The following is a 20,635-nucleotide window of genomic DNA, read 5'->3' as shown; positions in this document are numbered from 1 at the left end:
TGCCTTCCTTCACGATATGGCCCACAAACCTTCAAGGTGCGGCTTGCTGGGATTACCACGGCGATCGCGTCCTGCGCATCAGCTGTGCTGAGTAGCAACGCGGTGTCCGGATAGAGGATTCCCCAGATGATAGAGACCACAGGTCAGGGCGCGGTTGCCCCGTCCCGGCAGGGGTGCCCCAGACCACGGACAGTGGTCGCAGGCGTGTGAAACCCGCCCCGAGAGCCCCGCGCAGGCGATGCGCCCGGTACCGTGCGGGCCGTGCCGCACGATCCGATGCCACCAGACCCGTTCGCGGGTGACCCGGAAGATCCGAGCATGGCACTCGGTGATCACGACGCCGAGGACGGCCCGCCGCTCGGCGACGAGGAGCGCGCCGAGCTGCTCGCCGACCTGACCGACCTGGCCGTTTACCAGGCACTCCTGGAGCCCAGGGGCGTTCGGGGCATCGTGGTCGACTGCGCGGACTGCGGAGAGTGCCACTACCACGACTGGGAGCTGCTGCGTTCCAGTCTTTCCCAGCTCCTGCACGACGGCCGCATGCGCCCCCACGAACCGGCCTTCGACCCGGACCCGGGCCAGTACGTCACCTGGGAGTACTGCCGAGGCTACGCAGACGGAATGACCGAGAGCGAAAGCGCACTCTAAGGGCGCCCTCCTACGCGGTTCACGTCAGGCAAGCGCCGAAGGTGCTTTCTCAGTACCCACCTGAGCAACTTGCACCGCCGCGGGTTCTCAGACGTCGTCTGGCGAGGACAGCCGTAGCGCCGCGTATCCGTTCATACTCAAGTCTCGGATCCCGGAGCCGGAAGGCGTCTGAGGTTCCGCCACCCGCACCGCCACGCAGAAGGCGCAAGAAGGAGGACCCCTCTTTCAAAGAGGGGTCCTTCCCTGATCAAGGCGTTGAGGTCTGCGGTTGGTTGGGCCAGAACCATCCGCCTGACGAGCTCTCCGAGCTGCTGGTCTCGCTCGGCGACGTGGTCGGCGAGGTGGGGCCGGTGGTGCTCGACGGCGGGGTGGTGCTGCCGGTGGGCGGCACGCCCGGGGGCGGCGGCAACGGCTGGGACGGGGACGGCTGACTGGTCGGCGGCAGCGTCGTCGTCGGCGTCGAGGACTGCGAGGAACCGCTGCCACCGTGATCGATGCGCATGGTCAGCGACTCGTGCGCGGCCCTGAGCTCGGACAACCCGTTCTCGGCGTCGACCTTGGCCATGTGCTCCTTGGCCGAGCGCAGCGCTTCTTCGGCGGCGATCCGGTTGCCCCGGTCCACCGCGCTCTCGGCCGTGTCGAGGTCCGTGCGAGCCGAGGCGGCTGCCTGAACCGCGCGCGTGTGATCGGTGTAGAGCACCTGGGCCACGCCCCACAGCATGTCGCCGGGCTGCGCATCGCGAGCGGCCACGCCGACGCCGGTGAAGGTGATCATCAGAACCGCTGCCGCGGTGGCCACCGGGACGAGGTGCCTGCGGCGCAGGAAACTGCGCGGCCGGCCGGCCTCGGCGATCGCCGCGACGGCGGTGTCGGTGTCCACCAGGTCACCGATCGGTGCCGAGTCGACGTCCTGACGCCACGCCACCAGCAGCTGTTCCAGGCTGGGGCCGCCGTCGGCCGTCACGGGCACGTCTGGGTTGGTCCCGCCCAGCGCGTCGAGGAGGGCGTCGTCCTCCTGCAGCGCGGCCAGGTCGATCGGTTCGTCGCTGAAGTCGTCGAGGTCGGTGAGCTCCTCGCCCGCGTCACCGCGCGGGCGGAAGGTCAGCACCTCGGCGCCGGCCTCTTCGCGGGAGGTCTCGGACTCATCAGAGCCGGAGTCCCGGTGGTTGTCGCTCAGTTCCGTTCCCTCGCCTGCGGATCCCTCAGCAGGAGCTACGTCCCGCTCGTCTGCATGGGTCGAACGGTCCTGCTCCAGGGCGGATTCCTCGACGGGTTCGCCTCCCAGCTCCCCATCGGGCCCTTTCCGCTCAGCCATTCAGACCACCTCCTCCGCGGACAGCGTCTTCCGCAACCGGGCCAGTGCGCGATGTTGTGCTACGCGCACAGCGCCCGGTGTCGAGCCGACCGCTTCGGCGGTTTCCTCCGCCGACAGCCCGACTACCACCCGGAGCAGCAGGATTTCCCGCTGCTTGGCCGGAAGGATTTGGAGCAACTGCGCCATCCTGCCCGAGAGCTCACCCTGCATCGCCCGCTGCTCTGGACCGGCCTCGGACTCCGGGGTGTCCGGCATGTCCGCGACCGGTTCTGAACGGTTGCGAGCTGACGCACGGTGCGCATCAGCCACCTTGTGCGCGGCGATGCCGTACACGAACGCCAAGAACGGACGACCCTGGTCCTTGTAAGTGGGCAGCGCGGTGAGCACCGCCAAGCACACTTCCTGGGCGACGTCGTCCGCTGACGCGAACGACCTCTCGTTTCGTCCGACCCTGGCGCGGCAGTACCGCACCACCAAAGGACGGATTTCGGCCAGCAAGCGCTCAATCGACTGACGATCGCCGTCGACGGCGGCGCTTACAAGAGCGTCCAGCCCGTCCCCCACATTGGTCATCGCAGACAGCAGCCCTGGTGTTACGCGTTCAAGCGATTCGGATTTGCCCGGCGTGTTTCGCGTGCACCGCACGCCGCGCCGTGGTCACCGTACCGGGCAGGAGGCGTTCGCAGAACAGGGACCGGGGGTCGGGGGCCGTCGTCGTCACCCATCCACATCTACCAGAAGCTGTGGCCGGCGGTGTTTGTCCAGGCCACCGACATCGTCGTGGTGCGTGGGACAGCGGTCGGAGACGATCTTCACATCGTCTCGGCGTAGGTGCGCGGCGGCGGCGACGGCCGAGTGGAGAAGGTTCTCGCCGCCGGCACCTGAAATCGGGCCGACCGGAGGCGGCTATGGCTCACATCACGAAACCCCCTGCATCGCCGTGAAACACGGCGGGGGCGAGCGCGATGCGAGCCACAGCCACTCCCGAAGCGTCAGCTCACCGGAAGGCACTCTCGTCGGGCGGTCACCGGCGTCCCCCAACTCCGTGCCGGTGCCACCTCGTCACCAGCTCAGGCGACGAGACCGCGGCGGAACCCGTGCGCCACCGCTTGAGCGCGGTCGCGGACGCCGAGCTTGCGGAACAGCCGGCGCGCGTGGGTCTTGACGGTGTCTTCGGAGAGGTAGAGCTCGCGGCCGATCTGGCCGTTGCTCTTGCCCTGGCTCATGCCGCGCAGCACCTGGAGCTCGCGCTCCGTGAGCTGCACGCCGGGGTCGGACGGTTGCCGCGGTGCGGGCACCGAGGTGCTTGCCAGCGTGTGGGCCAGCGCCGCGACGAGTTCGGGCCGGGACGCGTCCCAGCGGAGGTAACCGCGGGCACCACCGGCGATGGCCGCGGCGATGCTCGCCGCGTCGTCGGGGGCGCCGAAGACGATCACGTTGGCTTGGGGATGCGCGGAGACGAGCCGACGCGTGGCCTCGACGCCGTTGGGCACGGCGCGCTGGGTTCCCACCAGCACGACGTCCACGGCCTGCCGCGAGAAACGGGCCAACAGCTCGTCGCCATGTGCGACGCAATCGATCCGGCTCACTCCGGGGACAGCTGACATCACACGAGTGAGCCCTTCCCGGACGCTACGTCGGTCATCACAGATCAAGACCGTCGTCACGGGAACTCCTTCCTGCAGGCGAGTGACGTTCCACATCCCCTATCGGACGCATGGGGCGAAACCTTGACACGATCCGGTGCTTATTCCCTCCAGAATTCGAGCCGCGGACACTCATGAGGGATATTCACCAAAACGGAGCAGGCCCCGATCGTTACCCCCTGAGAGGACTCGACCCCGGGTCATACCTGCGGTGTTCACCCGATCGCTGAGAAGGTGGCGATCACTTCGCCCGTCCGAACGAACATCGAGATCGACCCCGCAAATGGTTCTGTGATTTGGGTCACATCGTACTCAAATCAGCCCAGGACGGTAGCGGAAACCCGGGACACGGCCGTCTCGAGCGACCCGAGCAGCTCCACGTGGCCGGGCAGCGCCTCGGCCGACCAGCCCGCCCCGGCGACGAACGCGCGGGCCCGCTGCCGGGTGATCGGGATGTCGTCGAGGACGCGCGGAGCCGCGTAGTACGGCTGGTCCGCCCACAGCACCACCGCGGCCGGCGCGGAGCGCTTCACAGCGGCGGCCAGGCCCTCGCGCGGCAGGGCGGCGCCGAACAGCCGGTGCCCGATCCGGTTCGCCGCCAGCGCCGCGGCCAGCGCCACCAGTTCGAGCTCCTGGTTCTCGCCGGGGACCGGCGCGAGCACCACCGGGCGCGGGTTCTCCGGCTTCGGGGCCCGCGCGATGACCGAGCGCAGCGCGGTCGACGCGCAGTCGTTGAGCAGCTGCAGCACTTCCACACCGGTCCCGGAGCGCTGCCTGCGCTCGCTGACCGCGCGCAGCACCGGCTGCAACATCGCCTGCCAGGTCCGGACCACGCCGTCGCCGTCCATGGCCTCGAGCAGCAGCTGCTGCACCGACCACGAGTCCAGCGCCAGCGCGGCACGGCCCAGTCCGCGGGTTCGCGGCCCGGCACCGGAGAGCTTGAGGCCCCGGCCGCCGGTGTTGGCCCCGGCCAGGGCGAGTTCGTCATCGGCGCCGTCGAGCACGCCGGACAGCAGCAGCGGACCTTCCTCGATCTCGGCCCGCTCCGGCGAGGAACCGTCCGAGCGGCGCTGCGGAGGCGGTGCCGCGACCGTGCGGGCGTAGCGGGCGGCCTCCATCGGCGAAGCGCCGCGCAGCAGCGCGCGCTGCATCTGCTCCAGGCGAGCGATGTCGTCCGGCCCGTAGCGGCGGTGCCTGCCGCTGGTGTGATCGCTGGGACCCAAGCCGTACCGGCGGTCCCAGGTGCGCAGCGTGGCGGGCGCGACGCCCAGCCTGCGTGCGACCGCGGCGACGCTGAGCCTCGGTTCGTCGTCCAGACCGATCCCCTCCGGCTCCTGCGCTGACGTCTCCGACGCGTCCGCTCGATCACCAGCCGGTGAATCGCCGAGCGGGTCGGGGGCGTGCACCCCCGCAATTGGTTCAGGCCGCGTCGTCACCCGGCACATATTCCGGTTCTCGCCCGCCGAGAGCAAGCCGGTCGGACTTCGATCACCCCATTTCCAAGGATCACACCAACGATGAACAGCTTTTGACGCGAAAGGGGTTGAACAAGTTTTGACTCGGTTCTACGGTCGGATCATGCGAGGCTGCGGCGGTCCCGTCGTAGCGAGGGAGGGGATCCACCGGTGGGAGGTGGTTGTCGCAATGGCAGACACTCGACGTCTTCCAGGACCGAACGCCGATATCTGGGATTGGCAGATACGGGGCTCGTGCAGGGGGATGGACAGCGCGTACTTCTTTCATCCGGACGGAGAGCGAGGTCCGGCACGAGCGAGGCGTGAGGCGAAGGCGAAGGAGGTGTGCCAGCACTGCCCTGTGCTAGCCCAATGCCGCACTCATGCGTTGGCGGTCCAGGAGCCGTACGGCATCTGGGGAGGACTGTCCGAGTCGGAACGAGAAGTGATCATCAAGGCGCGCAAGCGCCACCAGCTGGCGGTAGCGGCCGGCTGACCCCAGGCCCATGACCGGCGGTGGGGGAAGCTCCGCAGGTCAGGTGGGCCGGGAACGAATGGCACGAGGGGCGTCATTCGCTCCCGGCGCAGACGAAAGAGATCGGGGCGGTACCCAGGCATGGGTACCGCCCCGATCTTCATGTCAAGGGGGCGACGCGGTCGCTCCCTCTCGCCGCAGCTGAGCGACCCGCACCGCCGCGCGAGGCGAGTCGCTCAGATCAGCTCTGGTCAGTGACCGTGGCCGTGGCCGTGACCGTGGCCCGCGGCTTCCTCGGTCTCCTCCGGCTTGTCCACGACGGCGCTCTCGGTGGTGAGCACCATGCGGGCGATGGAGGCCGCGTTGGCGACCGCGGAGCGGGTCACCTTCAGCGGGTCGACGATGCCGGCCTGCACCAGGTCGCCGTACTCGTCGGTGGCTGCGTTGTAGCCGGAGCCCCAGTCGAGGTCGCGGACCTTGGACACCACGACGGCGCCCTCCTGCCCGGCGTTGGCGGCGATCCAGAACAGCGGAGCCTCCAGCGCGCGGCGGACCAGCTGCACACCGGTCGCCTCGTCACCGGTCAGGCCGAGGTTGCCCTCCAGCGACTTGGCGGCGTGGATCAGCGCGGACCCACCACCGGGCACGCTGCCCTCCTCCGCGGCGGCCTTGGAGGCCGCGACGGCGTCCTCGATCCGGGACTTGCGCTCCTTGAGCTCGGTCTCGGTGGCCGCACCGACCTTGATCACCGCGACGCCGCCGGCCAGCTTGGCCAGCCGCTCCTGCAGCTTCTCGCGGTCCCAGTCGGAGTCGGTCGCCTCGATCTCCTTGCGGAGCTGAGCGGCGCGCTCGGAGACGTCCGCGGCGGAACCGCGACCGTCGACCAGGGTGGTCTCGTCCTTGGTGACGGTGACGCGGCGGGCCGCACCCAGCACCTCGGGACCGACCTCGGAGAGCTTCAGACCCAGCTCCGGCGCGATGACCTGAGCACCGGTGACGATGGCCAGGTCGTCCATGAACGCCTTGCGGCGGTCGCCGAAGAACGGAGCCTTGACCGCGACGACCTTGAGGGTCTTGCGCACGGCGTTGACGGCCAGGGTCGACAGCGCCTCGCCCTCGACGTCCTCGGCCACGATCAGCAGCGGCTTGCCGTCCTGCACGACCTTCTCCAGCAGCGGCAGCAGCTCCTGGAATGTGGAGATCTTCTCCCGGTGCAGCAGGATCTGCGCGTCCTCCAGGACGGCTTCCTGGCGCTCGGCGTCGGTGACGAAGTGCGGCGAGACGAAGCCCTTGTCGAACTGCACGCCCTCGGTGAGGTCCAGCTCGGTGGCCAGCGTCGAGGACTCCTCGATGCTGATGACGCCGTCCTCGCCGACCTTCTCCATGGCCTCGCCGATCAGGTCGCCGATGGCCTCGTCGCGCGAGGACACGGTGGCGATCTGGGCGATGTTGTCACGGCCCTTGACCGGGGTGGCCTTGGCCTTCAGCGCCTCGACCACGGCCTCGGCGGCCAGGGTGACGCCCTTGTTCAGCGACGCCGGGTTCGCGCCCGCGGCCAGGTTGCGCAGGCCCTCGCGGACCAGCGACTGGGCCAGCACGGTCGCGGTGGTGGTTCCGTCACCGGCGACGTCGTTGGTCTTGGTCGCGACGTTCTTGGCGAGCTGGGCGCCGAGGTTCTCGAACGGGTCCTCGAGCTCGATCTCGCGAGCGATGGTGACGCCGTCGTTGGTGATCTGCGGTCCGCCGAACTGCTTGTCCAGCACGACGTGCCGGCCTCGCGGCCCGAGCGTGACCTTCACCGCGTCGGCGAGCTGGTTGACGCCGCTTTCCAGCGCACGGCGCGCCTGCTCGTCGAAGGTGATCTGCTTAGCCATTTTTGCTACAGCCCTTCAGATGAGTGCCTGATCCCGAACATGCAGCCGCCCCGGCGGTCCCGCGGTCGGGACCGCCGGGGCGGCTGTGCCCACGCTGCGTGGGCGCACGATGATCTGGCGTCAGTTGACGACGGCCAGCACGTCGCGGGCGGAGAGGATCAGGTACTCCTCGCCGTTGTACTTGACCTCGGTGCCGCCGTACTTCGAGTAGATGACGACGTCGCCTTCATTCACATCCACGGGGATGCGGTTGCCCTTGTCGTCGATGCGACCCGGGCCGACTGCCAGGACCTTGCCCTCCTGGGGCTTTTCCTTGGCGGTGTCCGGGATCACGATGCCGGACGCAGTCGTCGTCTCGGCTTCGCTCGCCTGGACCACGATCTTGTCCTCAAGCGGCTTGATGCTCGCCACGGTGTGACCTCCACCTTCTGGGGCCTTCGAAGCGTTGGCTGGGAATGACGGCTCCGCTGCCCCCCGTCGTCGCGGGTGCCGGGACGCGTTGGCGCCGTGCTGCTAGCACTCTACCCAGGAGAGTGCCAGCGCTCAACAACCACCCGCTCACCCGAACGCCGGAACGCGACTTCGCGCATTCAACGGCACCGCTCACAGCTCACGACGAGCGGGGTTCATTCAACCCGCACCGAACCCTCCGCGATCCCCGTTTCGACCTCTTTCACCCAACGGGGCCACAGCATCACCGAAAGTGGCGGAACGCGGTGTCGATCACCGCACCCCAGCCCACCTGCGAAGTCGTGACCTGTGCTGTGCGGACAGTGATCATCGCTGGTAGATCGGCATGCGGGGAATCTCACCAATGCCTCCAGGTGGTTCACACCTGCGGTGTCCGGTGGCCTAGGTTGCTCGGCATGCCAGCCCTCTCCAAGCCCGCGAACCGGCCGTGGGAGCGACGTCCCCGACCCGCTCGCCCGCCTGGTCCGTCCGGCCCCCCGACCCGATCCGGCTGGCGTCCGAAGTAAGCGACGCCGCAAGCCGATCTTCAATGCCCAATTCGCGCAGCGGTGCAGGTAGCGGAACCTGAGACGCCGCCTGGCTCCGGGCGCCACTCCTGATGCATGCCAATGCACGGCGTCGCGGCGTCCTCCCCAGACGGCGTCTCAGAACCCGCGGCGGTGCCGGCCCCGAGGGTGGATTTCGCGGCTGCGCCGCTTGCAGCGCATGCGGGCTCCACTCAGACCAGACCGCACTGGTGCGGTCGCCTGATTTTGCCGACAATTCACCAAACCCTCCAGGCATGTCGGTAGTTTTCGCCTTCGCCAGGCGAGCACCGTCGAACTCCGGATGCGTCCGCAGGAAGACCTGGAGGGCTTGAGATGTCCGATTCCAACGTTCCGTTACCCGGCCGACTCACCCGGCGCGCCGTGCTGCTGGGCGGCGCCGCCGCCCTCGGCGCGACCGCGCTGGGTGGATCGGCCGTGGCCAATGCGCTGGCGATGCCCGGCGCGGGAGTGCGCAAGCTGGCCGACCCCTTCACTCTCGGCGTCGCCTCCGGCGACCCGCTGTCCGATGGCGTGGTGCTGTGGACCCGGCTCGCACCCGAACCCACCAACGACGACGGCCTGGGCGGGATGCCCGAGAAGGTCGTGCCGGTGCAGTGGGAGGTCGCCACCGACGAGAAGTTCAGCGACGTCGTGCAGTCCGGTGAGGCGCAGGCCGCGCCGGAGCTCGGGCACAGCGTCCACGTCGAGCTGGAGGGCCTCCGGCCGGGCGCGGAGTACTTCTACCGGTTCAAGGCGCAGGACGCGATCTCGCCGGTCGGCCGCACCCGGACCGCGCCGGCCGCAGGATCGCTCGGCGAGCTGACCATGTGCTTCGCCTCGTGCGCGCACTACGGCGAGGGCTACTTCACCGCCTACAAGCGGATGGCCGAGGACGAACCGCACCTGATCCTGCACCTCGGCGACTACCAGTACGAGTACGCCGCGTCCGACGACGACGTCCGGAAGGTCCTCGGACCGGAGACCCGCACGCTCGCCAACTACCGGCAGCGCCACGCGCAGTACAAGACCGACCCGGACCTGCAGCTCGCGCACGCCACGGCGCCGTGGGTCGTGGTCTGGGACGACCACGAGACCGAGAACAACTGGGCCGACGAGACCCCGGAGAAGCCCGACGACGGCTTCCTCGACCGCCGCGAGGCCGCGTTCCAGGCGTACTACGAGAACATGCCGCTGCGTTCGGGTTCCAAGCCCAACGGGATCGATCTCCAGCTTTACCGGCGACTTTCGTGGGGTTCGCTGGTGAACTTCCACATGCTCGACACCCGGCAGTACCGCAGCGACCAGGCCTGCGGCGACGGCGTCCAATCCGGTTGCGACGATCGCGAGGACCCGAACCGCTCGCTGACCGGCGCCGAGCAGGAGCAGTGGCTCATCGACGGGTTCAACAGCACGTCGGCCCGCTGGGACGTGCTGGGGCAGCAGGTGTTCTTCTCCAAGATCGACCTCACCCCGGGTTCCGAAGAGGGCTACAACATGGACGCCTGGGACGGCTACGTCGCCAACCGCGACCGCATCGCCGACGCCATGGCCGACAGCGCGGTCCGCAACGGGGTCGTGCTCACCGGTGACGTCCACCGGCACTGGGCGGCGGAGATCAAGCGCACCCACGACGACCCGGACTCCCCCGCGGTCGGCACCGAGCTGGTGACCACGTCGATCACCAGCGGCGGAGACGGCAGCGACGACACCAACGAGGACGTCCTGGCCGAGAACCCGCACGTGAAGTACTACGCGAACCGCCGGGGCTACGTCCGGACGAAGTTCACCGAGTCCCAGCTCACGGCCGACTACCGGACCCTGACGAAGGTGTCCGAACAGGACGCCCCGGCCAAGACCGCCAAGACCTTCACGGTCGAAGACGGCAACCCCACCCTCAACCCCGCCTGACCCCGAGCCGCACCGGACGGACCCGGATTACCCCGGTGATCAGGTCCCCGATTACCGGGGTATTCGGGTTCTCGACCGGAATACCGCCGTATTCGGGGCCGGATTACCGGGGTATTCGGGTCGGCTGCGGGTGGGTGGGAGGTGGCAGACTTGGGGTGTGCGTGCCGTGTGGGTGGTTTTCGGGGTGGTCGTCGGGGGGATCGCGCTGCCCTTGGGGTGGGCTTGGGGGCGGAGCTTCGGGCGCGTTCGGCGGGTCGATGACGTGCCCGCGACGGGTGTCGCCCTGGTGCTGGGGGCTGGGGTTCGGTGGGACGGCGTGCCCAGCCGGATCTTGCAGGGGCGGTTGGACGTGGCGTTCGAGCTGTTCCGGGCCGGGAAGGTCCGGCGGATCATCGTCAGCGGGTCGCCGGAGTCTCGGGGGCACAGCGAGCCGGTGGTGATGCGGCGCTACCTGCGGGCGCGCGGGGTCCCGGACGAGGCCGTGGTGCTCGACGAATCCGGTGTGGACACCTACTCCTCGTGCCGGACGGCGGCCCAGGAGCACGACTCGCTGATCGTGGTGACCACCCGATTCCACCTGCGGCGCTCGATCGCGCTGGCGCGACGCCACGGGATCGACGCCCACGGCGTCGGCCACGACGCCGCCGCGGACGGGCTGCGGCGGGTCAACGCGCGCGCGACCCGTCGCGAGGTCCTCGCGACCGTCAAGGCGTTCTGGCTGCCCCGCTGACCCCTACCGCACGACGATGGTGTGCACCGGCAGCCCCGGGTTCGCCGGCATGTCCAGCGGCGACGGCTTGGCGCCGGAGTGCAGCACGTGCGCGCCCAGCGCGGCGATCATCGCGCCGTTGTCGGTGCACAGCCGGGGACGCGGTACGCGCAGCGTGATCCCGGCCGCCGCGCAGCGCTCGCGCGCCAGCTCCGACAGCCGCGAATTCGCCGCCACCCCACCGGAGATCACCAGGGTGTCGATGTCGTGGTCCCGCGCCGCGCGAACCGCCTTGAGGGTGAGCACGTCGGCGACGGCCTCCTGGAACGAGGCGCACACGTCCGGGATCGGGATGTCCCGGCCCGCGCGCTGCTCGGTCTCCACCCAGCGGGCGACGGCGGTCTTCAGGCCGGAGAAGGAGAAGTCGTACTTGGCGTCGCGCGGCCCGGTGAGTCCGCGCGGGAACGCGATGGCCTTCGGGTCGCCGAGCTTGGCCTGCTTGTCGATCGGCGGACCGCCCGGGTAGGGCAGGTCGAGGATGCGGGCGACCTTGTCGTAGGCCTCGCCCGCGGCGTCGTCGATGGTCGTGCCGACCTCGGTGATCTTCTCCCCGACGCCCTCCACCAGCAGCAACTGGCTGTGTCCGCCGGAGACCAGCAGGGCCAGGCAGCGTTCCGGCAGCGGGCCGTGCTCCAGGGTGTCCACGGCGACGTGCCCGCCCAGGTGGTTCACGCCGAACAGCGGCACGTCGAGCGCGGTCGCGTACGCCTTGGCGGAGGCGACGCCGACCATCAGCGCCCCGGCCAGGCCGGGACCGGCCGTGACGGCGATCGCATCCACATCGGACAGCGAGAGCCCGGATTCGCCCAGCGCGCGGCGCATCGTCGGCGCCATGGCGGCCAGGTGCGCGCGGCTGGCGATCTCCGGAACCACACCGCCGAACCGCGCGTGCTCGTCCACACTGGACGCGACCGCGTCGGCCAGCAGTTCCACGCGGCCGTCGGCGGAGAGCCGGACCAGACCGACTCCCGTCTCGTCGCAGGAACTCTCGATCCCCAGAACGATCCGGTCGCTCATGACGCCTCCAGTGTCATGCGGGGCACCCGCACCCGGTCGGCTTACACGAGCGCGGGGAGCAACAGTGTCGCTCATGACGCCTCCACGGCTTCGCGTCGCATGGTGTGGGCATCGGCCCCCGAGGGCTGGTAGTACCGCGGGCGCAGGCCGACGATCTCGAAGCCGTGGTCGCGGTACATCGCGATCGCCGGCTCGTTGTCGGTGCGCACCTCCAGGAACGTCGTCGCCCGGTGCTCGTCGGCGCGCGTCAGCAGACCGCGCAGCAGGGCCTTGCCGACGCCGCGTCCCTGGTGCGCGGGGTCGACGCCGATGGTGTGCACCTCGGCCTCCGCGTGCGGCGGGCGGCCGTTGACCGCCAGGCCCGCGTAGCCGATCAGCCGTTCGCCGAGGTAGGCGCCGAGGTAGTGGTGGCCCTGGTCCAGCTCGGAGGCGAACGCCGACTGCGACCACGGGTCGTCGCCGTCGAACAGCACCTGCTCCAGCTGAGCGCAGCGGCGCACGTCGGCCCGCCGCAGCTTGAGGACCTTGACCTCGGTGACCGACTCGCTCACCGGGTGAGCACCGACTTCCGCTTCCCGGGCGCCTCGGCGTCCGGTCGCCGCAGGTACAGCGGCACCAGCGGCTCGGGGTCGGCGTCGAGCGCGGCGGCGGCCACCAGCCCGGCGGGGGTGGGGAACCGCGGTTCGACGGCGTCGAGGCCGACGTCCTCGGCCAGCTCCCCCGCCGCGACCGCGTATCCGCTGGTGGGGACGTCGGCGGGGCGCGCGACGTGCGGGCCGTCGACGCGGGTCGCGCCGTCGTAGGCGGCCCAGTAGGTCTCCTTGCGGCGCGCATCGGTGGCGACCAGCAGCGGGCCGGTCACCTCAGCGGCGGCGGCGATGGCGTCCAGGCTGCACACCGGGTGCACCGGGACGTCGCAGGCCTGGCCGAGCGCGGCGGCGGTGGCCAGGCCGACCCGCAGGCCGGTGAAGGGCCCCGGTCCGATCCCGGCGACGATCGCATCGACTTCGGCGAAGCCGCGACCGGCCTCCTCCACGACGTCGACCAGTTGTGGCATCAGCAGTTCGCCGTGCGCGCGCGGGTTGATCGTGACGCGCTCGGCGAGAACCCGCGGGCGGCCTTCGTCGAGGTCGACCAGCCCCGCCGTGACCGCGGGCGTCGAGGTGTCCAGCGCAATGACGAGCACAGCTATCCAGCGTACGTCAGCGCTGGTCACGGACGTCCATCGGGGCAGCGGACACCGCTGCGACCGCACCCCGGGTGCGAGCTGGCCCCGGCTCGCACCGGGGCCAGCTCCCGTGGGGACGATCAGCGCATCGCGTGCTGCTGCTTGGCGCGGGTGACGGCCATGACGTGCTCCATCAGGGTCGTCAGCAGCTGCTTGTTGGAGTCCCGCTGCCGCGCGTCGCACAGCATGATCGGCACGTTCTCGTCGATGTCCAGCGCGCGCCGGACCTCTTCCGGATCGTAGATCTGGGTGCCGTTGAAGCAGTTCACGCCGATGATGAACGGCAGCCCGCGGCCCTCGAAGTAGTCGATCGCCGCGAAGCAGGTGTCCAGTCGCCGGGTGTCGGCCAGCACGATCGCCCCGAGCGCCCCGTTGGCCAGTTCGTTCCACATGAACCAGAAGCGCTCCTGGCCCGGGGTCCCGAACAGGTACAGGATCAGGTCGGAACTGATGGTGATGCGGCCGAAGTCGAAGGCCACCGTGGTGGTGGTCTTGCGCTCCACGCCCGTCAGGTCGTCGACCCCGGCGCTCGCCTCGGTCAGCGTCTCCTCGGTCCGCAGGGGCACGATCTCGCTGACCGACCCCACCAGGGTCGTCTTGCCGACACCGAACCCGCCCGCGATGAGGATCTTCGCGGCGACCGCGTTGAGGCTGGCTTGTTCAGAGTTTGCGGATCCCATCCAGCACCTTCTGCATCATGTCGAGGCTCGGGCCGGTCGTCGGCGACGAATCCGGTCCGAAGACCACGTAGTCCCGCTCGATCAAGTCACTGATCAGAATCTTCACCACGCCCAGCGGCAAGTCCGCTCGTGCGGCGACCTCGGCGACCGAGACCGGATAGCCGCATCCCGCCAGGACCCGCTGGTAGTTGGGCGAAAGCGCACGCGCGTTCGGCGGCAGCGGTTGGCGCGCCACGACGAGCGTGATCAGGTCGAGCTCGTAGCTCGTGGCCCGCGTACGCCCCTTGGTCAGGGCGTACGGACGCACCACCGGTCCCGCATCCTCGTCGAACCATCCTCGCCCACCTGACATGGCGCTCACACATCAAGGGGAGAACCGGCGGCACGGGGCGCGGAGCTCAGGTAGTTGCCCACCCTGGTCACCATGCGGTTCGCCTCGAAGGCGATCATGCCGAGGTCGGCGTCCGCGGCGGCGATCAGCGCGAGGCAGGCGCCCTCGCTGGCCGCGGTGACCATCAGGAAGCAGTTCGCCATCTCCACGACGGTCTGGTAGACCTCACCGCCGTCGAACTGCAGCGCCGCGCCCTTCGACAGGCTCTGGAAACCGGAGGCGACCGCCGCCAAGTGCTCCGCGTCGGCTTGGCCGAGCTGCGGCGTCTTGCCCAGCAGCAGACCGTCGGAGGACAGCAACGCGGCCTTGTCCGCACCGGCCAGCCGCTGCACGAGATCGTTGAGCAGCCAGTCAACTTCCTTGCTATAAGCCTTCAGCGTCATGCCTCGTTTCCTCCTGGCCGCGCACCGTCGTTGTTCACGTCGTTGGTGCGCGCTCGCTTGGTGCCTGTCTGGAAGGCGTTCATGCTGTTGCGGAACCTGTCGGGCGTCCGCGGCGGACCGCTGCTGGGAGCGGGCTGCTGCGGCGCGGCTTCCGGCTTCTGGTTCTGGTCGATCTGGGCGCGGAGCGGCGCCGCGAGATTGGCCTTCTGACCGCGCCGACGCTGCGGGAGCGGCGGCTTGTCGGCCGAGCTGGAAACCGACGTGTTCACCGAAACCCCGGCCGTGGTACCGCTCTTCGGCGGGCCAGAGCCGTTGGTTCCGTTCGCAACGACCTCCGTCGGGAGGATTTCACCAGACGCGTTGGGCATGTTCGACGACAGCCCCGGCATGTTCGCCGGGGTCTCCGGCGCGATCCGCCGTCCCATCGCCGGACGCTGCTGTTCGTTGACCCGGGGCTCGGGCTGGCGCGGCGGCTCCGGCTGGCGCGGCGGCGCGGCTGGGCGACGCTGCTCGGCCGGGTTCTGCTTCGGCGCACCGATTTCACCGGTGGCCGGCCCGGATCCGTTGGCACCCGGGTGGGTCCAGCGCTGCGTGGCCGTCTCGTGGCCGACCGGGTTGTGCGGGGTGATCGGGCTGTCCGGTCCGATCGGGTCCGGCATGACGTCCGGGTCGAGCCGACCCTCCATCCAGCGCTTGCGCGGGATCTTCGGCCGGGTCTCGGGCTCGGCGGCCGCGATCGCGGGCTGCGAGCCGCTCTGCTCGACGCGTTCCTGACGCTCGGTCTGCGGACCGCGCTCGGCGACGATGTGGTTCGGGATCAGCGCCACGGCCCGGATCCCGCCGTAGGCGGAGTCGCGCAGGGTGACCTTGATCCCGTGCCTGCCCGCCAGCTGCGCGACCACGAACAGACCCATCCGGGCCTCTTCGGACAGCGCCATCACCGAGAAGTCGGGCGGGCTGATCAGCAGCTGGTTGAGTTCCTCGAGCTTCTCGGCCTCCAGGCCGATGCCCTGGTCCTCGATCTCGACGATGATGCCCTTGCCGACCACGTTGCCGCGGACCTCGACGTGCGATTCCGGCGGCGAGAACGAGGTCGCGTTGTCCACCAGCTCGGCAAGCAGGTGAACGAGGTCGGCGACCGCGCGGCCCTGCACCGAGATCTCCGGCAGCTGCTGGATCTCGACGCGTGCGTAGAGCTCGGTCTCGGCGACCGCGCCCTGCACGACGTCGTGCAGCAGAACCGGGTTGCGCCACTGCCGGCCGGGGCGCTGACCACCGAGGATGATCAGGTTCTCGGCGTTCCGGCGGGACTGGGTGGCCAGGTGGTCGAGCTGGAACAGCAGCTCCAGCTGGTCCGGGTCCTCCAGCTTGCGCTCGGCCTTGTCGAGCACCTGCAGCTGGCGGTGGACCATGACCTGGCTGCGGTGGGCGATGTTGAGGAACACCGAGCGGACGCCCTGCCGGGTCTCGGCTTCGGCGACGGTCGCGCGGATCGCGGTGCGCTGCGCCTCGTTGAAGGCGTTGGCGACCTCACCGATCTCGTCGTCGCCGAAGCGCAGCCAGGAGACCTCGCGCTCGACGTCGACCTGCTTCCCGTTGCGCAGCCGCGCCACGACCGACGGCATCTCCCGCTCGGCCAGCGCCAGCGTCTCGCTGCGCAGCTTGTTGAGCCGTCGCACCAGCAGGTTCGCCAGCCGCAGGGCGATCAGGAAGACGATCAGCACGATCAGCACGATGATCGCGCCGGTGATCGCCGAGGTCAGCAGCGTCTCGCCGGCGACGGCGCCACCGAGCACCAGCGCGTACTGGTAGTGCGAGGTCGACAGCGCGTTGAGCTCGCGCGCCAGGTCGTGCGTGGAGCTGATCCAGTCGGTGGTGCTGACCGGGACCTTGATGACCTGACCGGCCGCGGCCTGGGCACCGGCGACCTCCATGGCGTCCTGCACCGCGTCGACGCGGGTCCAGGCCGAGCCCTTCTGGAGGTCCTTGTAGGTCTGCTCCTCGACCGGCGTCATTCGCGGCGTCAGCGAGTTCAGGTTGTCGTGGAAGGCGCCGATCTGGTGCGCGTACTCGTGGTACTGCGCCGGGGTCATGCCGACCGAGGTGCGGCCAAGCGCGAGCGCGTGGCCTCGGGCCATGGCGTCGGCCGCGTCCATGAGGTCGGCGGACACCGAGCTCTCGTAGGAGACCTGGGCGTCCGGCGCGTACCGGACGTAGGTCCGCAGGCTCATGTTGTAGGCGTCGAACAGGCCGTTGTAGAACTTGTAGACCGCGTCCAGTTCGGCCGGTCCGCCGTCGACCTGCTTGCGCACCTCTTTGACGGTGTTGAGCTGCGAGCGGAACTCGTCGAAGTTGCCACGCGCGTCGCTCGGCACGGCGTCGGAGAACTCCTCGGCGACGCCGTCCATCTCGGCCAGCGAGGCGTCGAACTTCTGGCGGACCTCGTCGAGGTTGCGGCGCTCGTTGCGGTTGCTGAGGTAGACGAGGGTCAGCTGGCGCTCGTCCTGCAGGTTCGCGACGAATCGGGCCGAGGGGTCCTTGGCGTCGGCGAGTCTGCCGACGTAGTTCTGAACGCTCAGGCCGTGGAAGATCAGGTACCCGGACAAGCCCACGCCGACGAGCAGGGCCGCGACACTCGGGACGAGTGCGATGGCCAGCAGGCGCGCCTTGATCGTGCCGGAGGCGAAGGAGCTTTTCAGCGTTGACATGGACCTCGTCTCAAACCTTCTCCGTTGGTTGGCCGCAGCAAGAAGAACCCACGCCGACCTGCGTACCCCGAAACGGCCGGGCCTGCGGGTGCGCCGAAAAATTTCGGACCCACCGGCGCATCAGATGACGACGCAGCCTAGGACTGCAGTCATGCATGGTCAACGCGCTATTGGGACCTATCGACACAATTGTTATATACGCTGGTCGGGCAGTATGCGCGGGAAGATTAGCAGACGCGCTCGGCAATGCTGAATTGCATTGCGACTTATCCCATCACGCAGCGAACTGCTTCAGAACTCCAGGGGCGAGACCGCCTGTCCTGTACCGGTTCCGACTGATTGGCCACCCGGTCAGAACTGGTCCGGACTTACGCACGACTACTCCATTCAGAGTAGTCAAAACTCTGCTGAAAGGGTGATTCAGACCCAACTTTACCGTCAGGTAGGCTCTCGCGACGTTGGCAGGTGAAAACCGGCCGCACCGACTTTTCAAGCACCATTTCCCCCGACCCCAGAGGAAGTCAACACAACCCCGGAAAGTCATCTTCGAATAGCTTCTGGTCACTGGAAGTGACGGCGCGGCCAAACGTCGCAATTCGACTACTCCTGGCGACCGGAAATGAATTTTCGATGACGCGGTGCACACCCCTCCGCATCGCACGGGGTTAGCGACGGACCTGAAGTCGGACAAGTCCTGCCTTGGCCTGTTTGAGTACGTCGGCACGTCTTTTCCGCTCGGTGAATGGTCCCCGGTCGGCCATTTGAGTGCTGGCGCGCGAGAGGAGTTTGGATGGTTCACCCCGCCACCGCTCACGAGGAAGCCGCTCCGGCGCCCGGCACGGGACGCCGACGCTTCCTCACCTACGTCGCGGCGGCTCCGATGCTGACCGTCGCCGGCAAGTTCGTCCTGGAAGGCGAAGCCGCCGCCGCTCCCGGCCCGGTCGCCGGTCAGCTGCCACTTCCCCCCGTCTCCGGGCTCATGGACTTCGGCGACCTCATGGAGATCGCCACCGCGCCGACCATGGCGCTGATGAAGCTGGAGTTCACCGCGGACAACAAGGTCCGCTTCGAGCTCCCGCGCCTCGAATCCGGGCAGGGCCTCAACACCGCAGTGGTGATGATGCTGGCCGAGGAGCTCGGCGCGCGCACCCAGGACGTCGTGGTCGAGCTCTCCGACGCCCGCCCCGAGCTGATGTTCAACCAGTTCACCGCGGCTTCGTCGTCGGTGCGCACGTTCTGGAAGCCGCTGCGCCAGATGGCCGCCACCGCGCGTTCCCGGCTGGTCACCGCCGCCGCCAAGAAGTGGAGCGTCTCCGCCAGCGGCCTCACGGCCCAGGGCACCGGCATCGTCGGTCCGGGCGGCCGCAAGGCCACCTTCGCCGAGCTGGCCAAGGACGCCGCCAAGGTGGTCGCCCCCTCGGTGCCGGCCACGCCGAAGAGCCCGGACGAGTTCAAGGTCCTCGGCAAGGGGCACACCCGCTCCGACGCCGCCGCCATCGTCACCGGCCAGGCCCACTTCGTCTCCGACCTGAAGATCCCGGGTTCCGTGGTGGCCGTCGTGGTCCGCCCGCCGACGCTGGACGGCGAGGTCCAGTCCTACGACGACTCCGCCATCCGCAACGCCCCCGGGTTCAAGGGCACCGCTGAGATCTCCACCGGTGTCGCGGTGTGCGCCGAGTACACCTGGCAGGCCATGGAGCTGGCCAAGAAGCTCGACGTCACCTGGAAGCAGGGCCCCATCGCCGACATGTCGTCGGCGGACATCCAGGAGAAGCTGGCCGGGATGACCGGCAGCCTCGACGACGCGATCTCCGACAGCGACGGCGACGAGATCGACGAGAGCTTCGACTTCGCCTTCGTCAGCCACGCGCCGATGGAGGTCAACTACGCGATCGCCGACGTCAAGGACAGCAGCGCCGAGATCTGGGTTCCCGCCCAGTCCCCGCAGGTCACGCAGAAGGACGTCGCCGCGGCCGTGGGCGTCCTCGACGTCAAGGTGCACGTCACCCGCGCCGGCGGTTCCTTCGGCCGGCACCTGTTCCACGACGCCGCGATCGAGGCCGCCGAGGTCTCCAAGGCCATCGGCAAGCCGGTCAAGCTGATGTGGACCCGCAACGACGACACCCGCCACGGCCGGATGCGTCCCGCCTCGCACCACCGCGTGAAGGCTTCCTTCCGCAGCGGCAAGGTGCGGTCCTGGGCGCACAAGATGGCCAGCGTCTCGACCGACTTCAACCACGGCATCGGTGACCTGATCACCTCGACCGCCGTGCAGTCCGGGATCGGCAAGCTCCCGGCCGCGCAGCTGTACTTCAACCTCACCCAGTCCGTGCCCTACGAGTTCGGCGCGACCACGATCTCGCTGAGCGACTACCCGCTGGAGGGCGTGCACACCGGCAGCTGGCGGTCGGTGCACTCGGCGACCTTCCGCACCGCGGAGGACCTGGTCGTCGACCAGATCGCGGAGAAGGCCGGTTCCGACGCGGCGAACTTCCGGCTGGAGAACGCCAAGAGCGACCGCGCCAAGGCCGTGCTGCAGAAGGTCATGAAGGACGGCAAGTGGGGCCGCTCGATGCCCCAGGGCCACGCGCAGGGCATCTCGTTGCACGAGGAGTTCAAGTCGGTCGCGGCCTGCCTGGTCGAGATCAACGCCACCGACCCGAAGAAGCCGCGGGTCACCAAGGCCGTGATCGCCGTCGACGCGGGCGTTCCGCTGAACCCGCGCGGCATCGAGGCTCAGATGATGGGCGGCCTGACCGACGCGATCTCCACGGTGCTGCAGGCGGGCATCCACATCGACAACGGTGCGGTGCGCGAGGGCAGCTTCGGGGACTTCCTGTGGGCGCGTCAGCGTCACACCCCCACCGACCTGCAGATCCACGTCATGCCGGCCACCACCGACGAGCCGGGCGGTGTGGGCGAGCTGGGCGTGCCGGTGTCCGCGGGTGCGATCGCCACCGCCTACGCCCGCGCGACCGGCACCAAGCCGCGCAGCTTCCCGGTCAACTACTGATTCCGGCCTGAAGAGATCTTCCGCTAAGGAGTCCCCGAGCGACATGCCCAAGTACGAGTTCACCGTCAACGGCAAGGACGTCGAGGTCGACGTCCCCGCGGAGATGCCCCTGCTGTGGGTGCTGCGCG

At 69.2% G+C, this 20,635-nt stretch carries 18 protein-coding genes; 5 read left to right on the top strand and 13 right to left on the bottom strand.

Annotated features, from left to right (window positions below):
- Positions 1-276 precede the first annotated feature (276 nt).
- Positions 277-648 carry a DUF5319 domain-containing protein gene (locus AB0J91_RS11735; protein WP_132682682.1) on the top strand — a complete coding sequence of 124 codons (372 nt, stop codon included), beginning with the start codon at positions 277-279 and terminating at the stop codon, positions 646-648.
- 247 nt (positions 649-895) lie between these two features.
- Here the strand turns inward: AB0J91_RS11735 and AB0J91_RS11730 are convergent, their stop codons facing one another.
- The 4 genes from AB0J91_RS11730 to AB0J91_RS11715 form a co-directional block, all read right to left on the bottom strand.
- Complete coding sequence (locus AB0J91_RS11730; protein ID WP_363790396.1) at positions 896-1,963, bottom strand: anti-sigma-D factor RsdA; 1,068 nt, start codon at positions 1,961-1,963, stop codon at positions 896-898.
- On the bottom strand, positions 1,964-2,536 hold the full coding sequence (locus AB0J91_RS11725; protein WP_093414059.1) for a sigma-70 family RNA polymerase sigma factor: 573 nt from the start codon (positions 2,534-2,536) through the stop codon (positions 1,964-1,966).
- Positions 2,537-3,033: 497 nt separating this feature from the next.
- A complete protein-coding gene (locus AB0J91_RS11720) occupies positions 3,034-3,630 on the bottom strand; it encodes a response regulator transcription factor (RefSeq protein ID WP_029536209.1) in 597 nt (198 codons plus the stop codon).
- Between the two features lie 296 nt (positions 3,631-3,926).
- Complete coding sequence (locus AB0J91_RS11715) at positions 3,927-5,015, bottom strand: MerR family transcriptional regulator (protein WP_363866965.1); 1,089 nt, start codon at positions 5,013-5,015, stop codon at positions 3,927-3,929.
- Positions 5,016-5,253: 238 nt separating this feature from the next.
- Here AB0J91_RS11715 and AB0J91_RS11710 point away from each other — a divergent pair, with 238 nt between their 5' ends.
- The gene (locus AB0J91_RS11710) at positions 5,254-5,559 is read left to right on the top strand and encodes a WhiB family transcriptional regulator (RefSeq protein WP_132622826.1); all 306 of its coding nucleotides are present in this window, start codon (positions 5,254-5,256) and stop codon (positions 5,557-5,559) included.
- 230 nt (positions 5,560-5,789) lie between these two features.
- Here the strand turns inward: AB0J91_RS11710 and groL are convergent, their stop codons facing one another.
- Together groL and groES are read right to left on the bottom strand one after the other, a co-directional pair.
- Positions 5,790-7,412, bottom strand: coding sequence for a chaperonin GroEL (groL, locus tag AB0J91_RS11705; RefSeq protein WP_363866962.1), 1,623 nt, complete (start codon positions 7,410-7,412; stop codon positions 5,790-5,792).
- Positions 7,413-7,532: 120 nt separating this feature from the next.
- Entirely contained in the window at positions 7,533-7,823 is a 291-nt protein-coding gene (groES, locus tag AB0J91_RS11700; protein WP_145744409.1) for a co-chaperone GroES, read from the bottom strand.
- Positions 7,824-8,743: 920 nt separating this feature from the next.
- Between groES and AB0J91_RS11695 the strand changes: the two genes are divergently transcribed.
- A complete protein-coding gene (locus AB0J91_RS11695; protein WP_363866959.1) occupies positions 8,744-10,318 on the top strand; it encodes an alkaline phosphatase D family protein in 1,575 nt (524 codons plus the stop codon).
- A 157-nt stretch (positions 10,319-10,475) separates the two neighbouring features.
- Positions 10,476-11,048, top strand: a complete 573-nt coding sequence (locus AB0J91_RS11690) for an ElyC/SanA/YdcF family protein (protein WP_363866956.1) — start codon at positions 10,476-10,478, stop codon at positions 11,046-11,048.
- Positions 11,049-11,051: 3 nt separating this feature from the next.
- On the opposite strand, the gene tsaD is transcribed toward AB0J91_RS11690, so the two are convergent.
- The 7 genes from tsaD to AB0J91_RS11655 form a co-directional block, all read right to left on the bottom strand.
- Positions 11,052-12,104, bottom strand: a complete 1,053-nt coding sequence (gene tsaD, locus AB0J91_RS11685; protein ID WP_363790407.1) for a tRNA (adenosine(37)-N6)-threonylcarbamoyltransferase complex transferase subunit TsaD — start codon at positions 12,102-12,104, stop codon at positions 11,052-11,054.
- A 71-nt stretch (positions 12,105-12,175) separates the two neighbouring features.
- Positions 12,176-12,655: a ribosomal protein S18-alanine N-acetyltransferase gene (rimI, locus tag AB0J91_RS11680; RefSeq protein ID WP_363866953.1), complete on the bottom strand. Its 480-nt coding sequence runs from the start codon at positions 12,653-12,655 to the stop codon at positions 12,176-12,178.
- Positions 12,652-13,290 (bottom strand): tRNA (adenosine(37)-N6)-threonylcarbamoyltransferase complex dimerization subunit type 1 TsaB, encoded by a 639-nt coding sequence (gene tsaB / locus AB0J91_RS11675; RefSeq protein ID WP_363866950.1) that lies wholly within the window; start codon positions 13,288-13,290, stop codon positions 12,652-12,654. Before tsaB ends, rimI begins: the two co-directional genes overlap by 4 nt.
- Positions 13,291-13,412: 122 nt before the next feature.
- Positions 13,413-14,012, bottom strand: coding sequence for an ATP/GTP-binding protein (locus AB0J91_RS11670; RefSeq protein WP_132676949.1), 600 nt, complete (start codon positions 14,010-14,012; stop codon positions 13,413-13,415).
- Positions 13,993-14,364, bottom strand: coding sequence for a DUF742 domain-containing protein (locus AB0J91_RS11665; RefSeq protein ID WP_132624548.1), 372 nt, complete (start codon positions 14,362-14,364; stop codon positions 13,993-13,995). The genes AB0J91_RS11670 and AB0J91_RS11665 overlap by 20 nt, the downstream gene beginning before the upstream one ends.
- A 5-nt stretch (positions 14,365-14,369) precedes the next feature.
- Entirely contained in the window at positions 14,370-14,786 is a 417-nt protein-coding gene (locus tag AB0J91_RS11660; protein ID WP_132682647.1) for a roadblock/LC7 domain-containing protein, read from the bottom strand.
- On the bottom strand, positions 14,783-17,494 hold the full coding sequence (locus AB0J91_RS11655; RefSeq protein ID WP_363866947.1) for a nitrate- and nitrite sensing domain-containing protein: 2,712 nt from the start codon (positions 17,492-17,494) through the stop codon (positions 14,783-14,785). The genes AB0J91_RS11660 and AB0J91_RS11655 overlap by 4 nt, the downstream gene beginning before the upstream one ends.
- A 790-nt stretch (positions 17,495-18,284) precedes the next feature.
- Here AB0J91_RS11655 and AB0J91_RS11650 point away from each other — a divergent pair.
- Positions 18,285-20,507, top strand: coding sequence for a molybdopterin cofactor-binding domain-containing protein (locus AB0J91_RS11650; RefSeq protein ID WP_363866944.1), 2,223 nt, complete (start codon positions 18,285-18,287; stop codon positions 20,505-20,507).
- Positions 20,508-20,635: the final 128 nt, after the last annotated feature.

Origin of the sequence: Saccharopolyspora sp. NPDC049357, from assembly GCF_040677225.1 — a bacterium.
Classification (GTDB): domain Bacteria; phylum Actinomycetota; class Actinomycetes; order Mycobacteriales; family Pseudonocardiaceae; genus Saccharopolyspora.
Note: the sequence above shows the minus strand (reverse complement) of the source record. Positions and strands in the feature narration are given on the sequence as shown.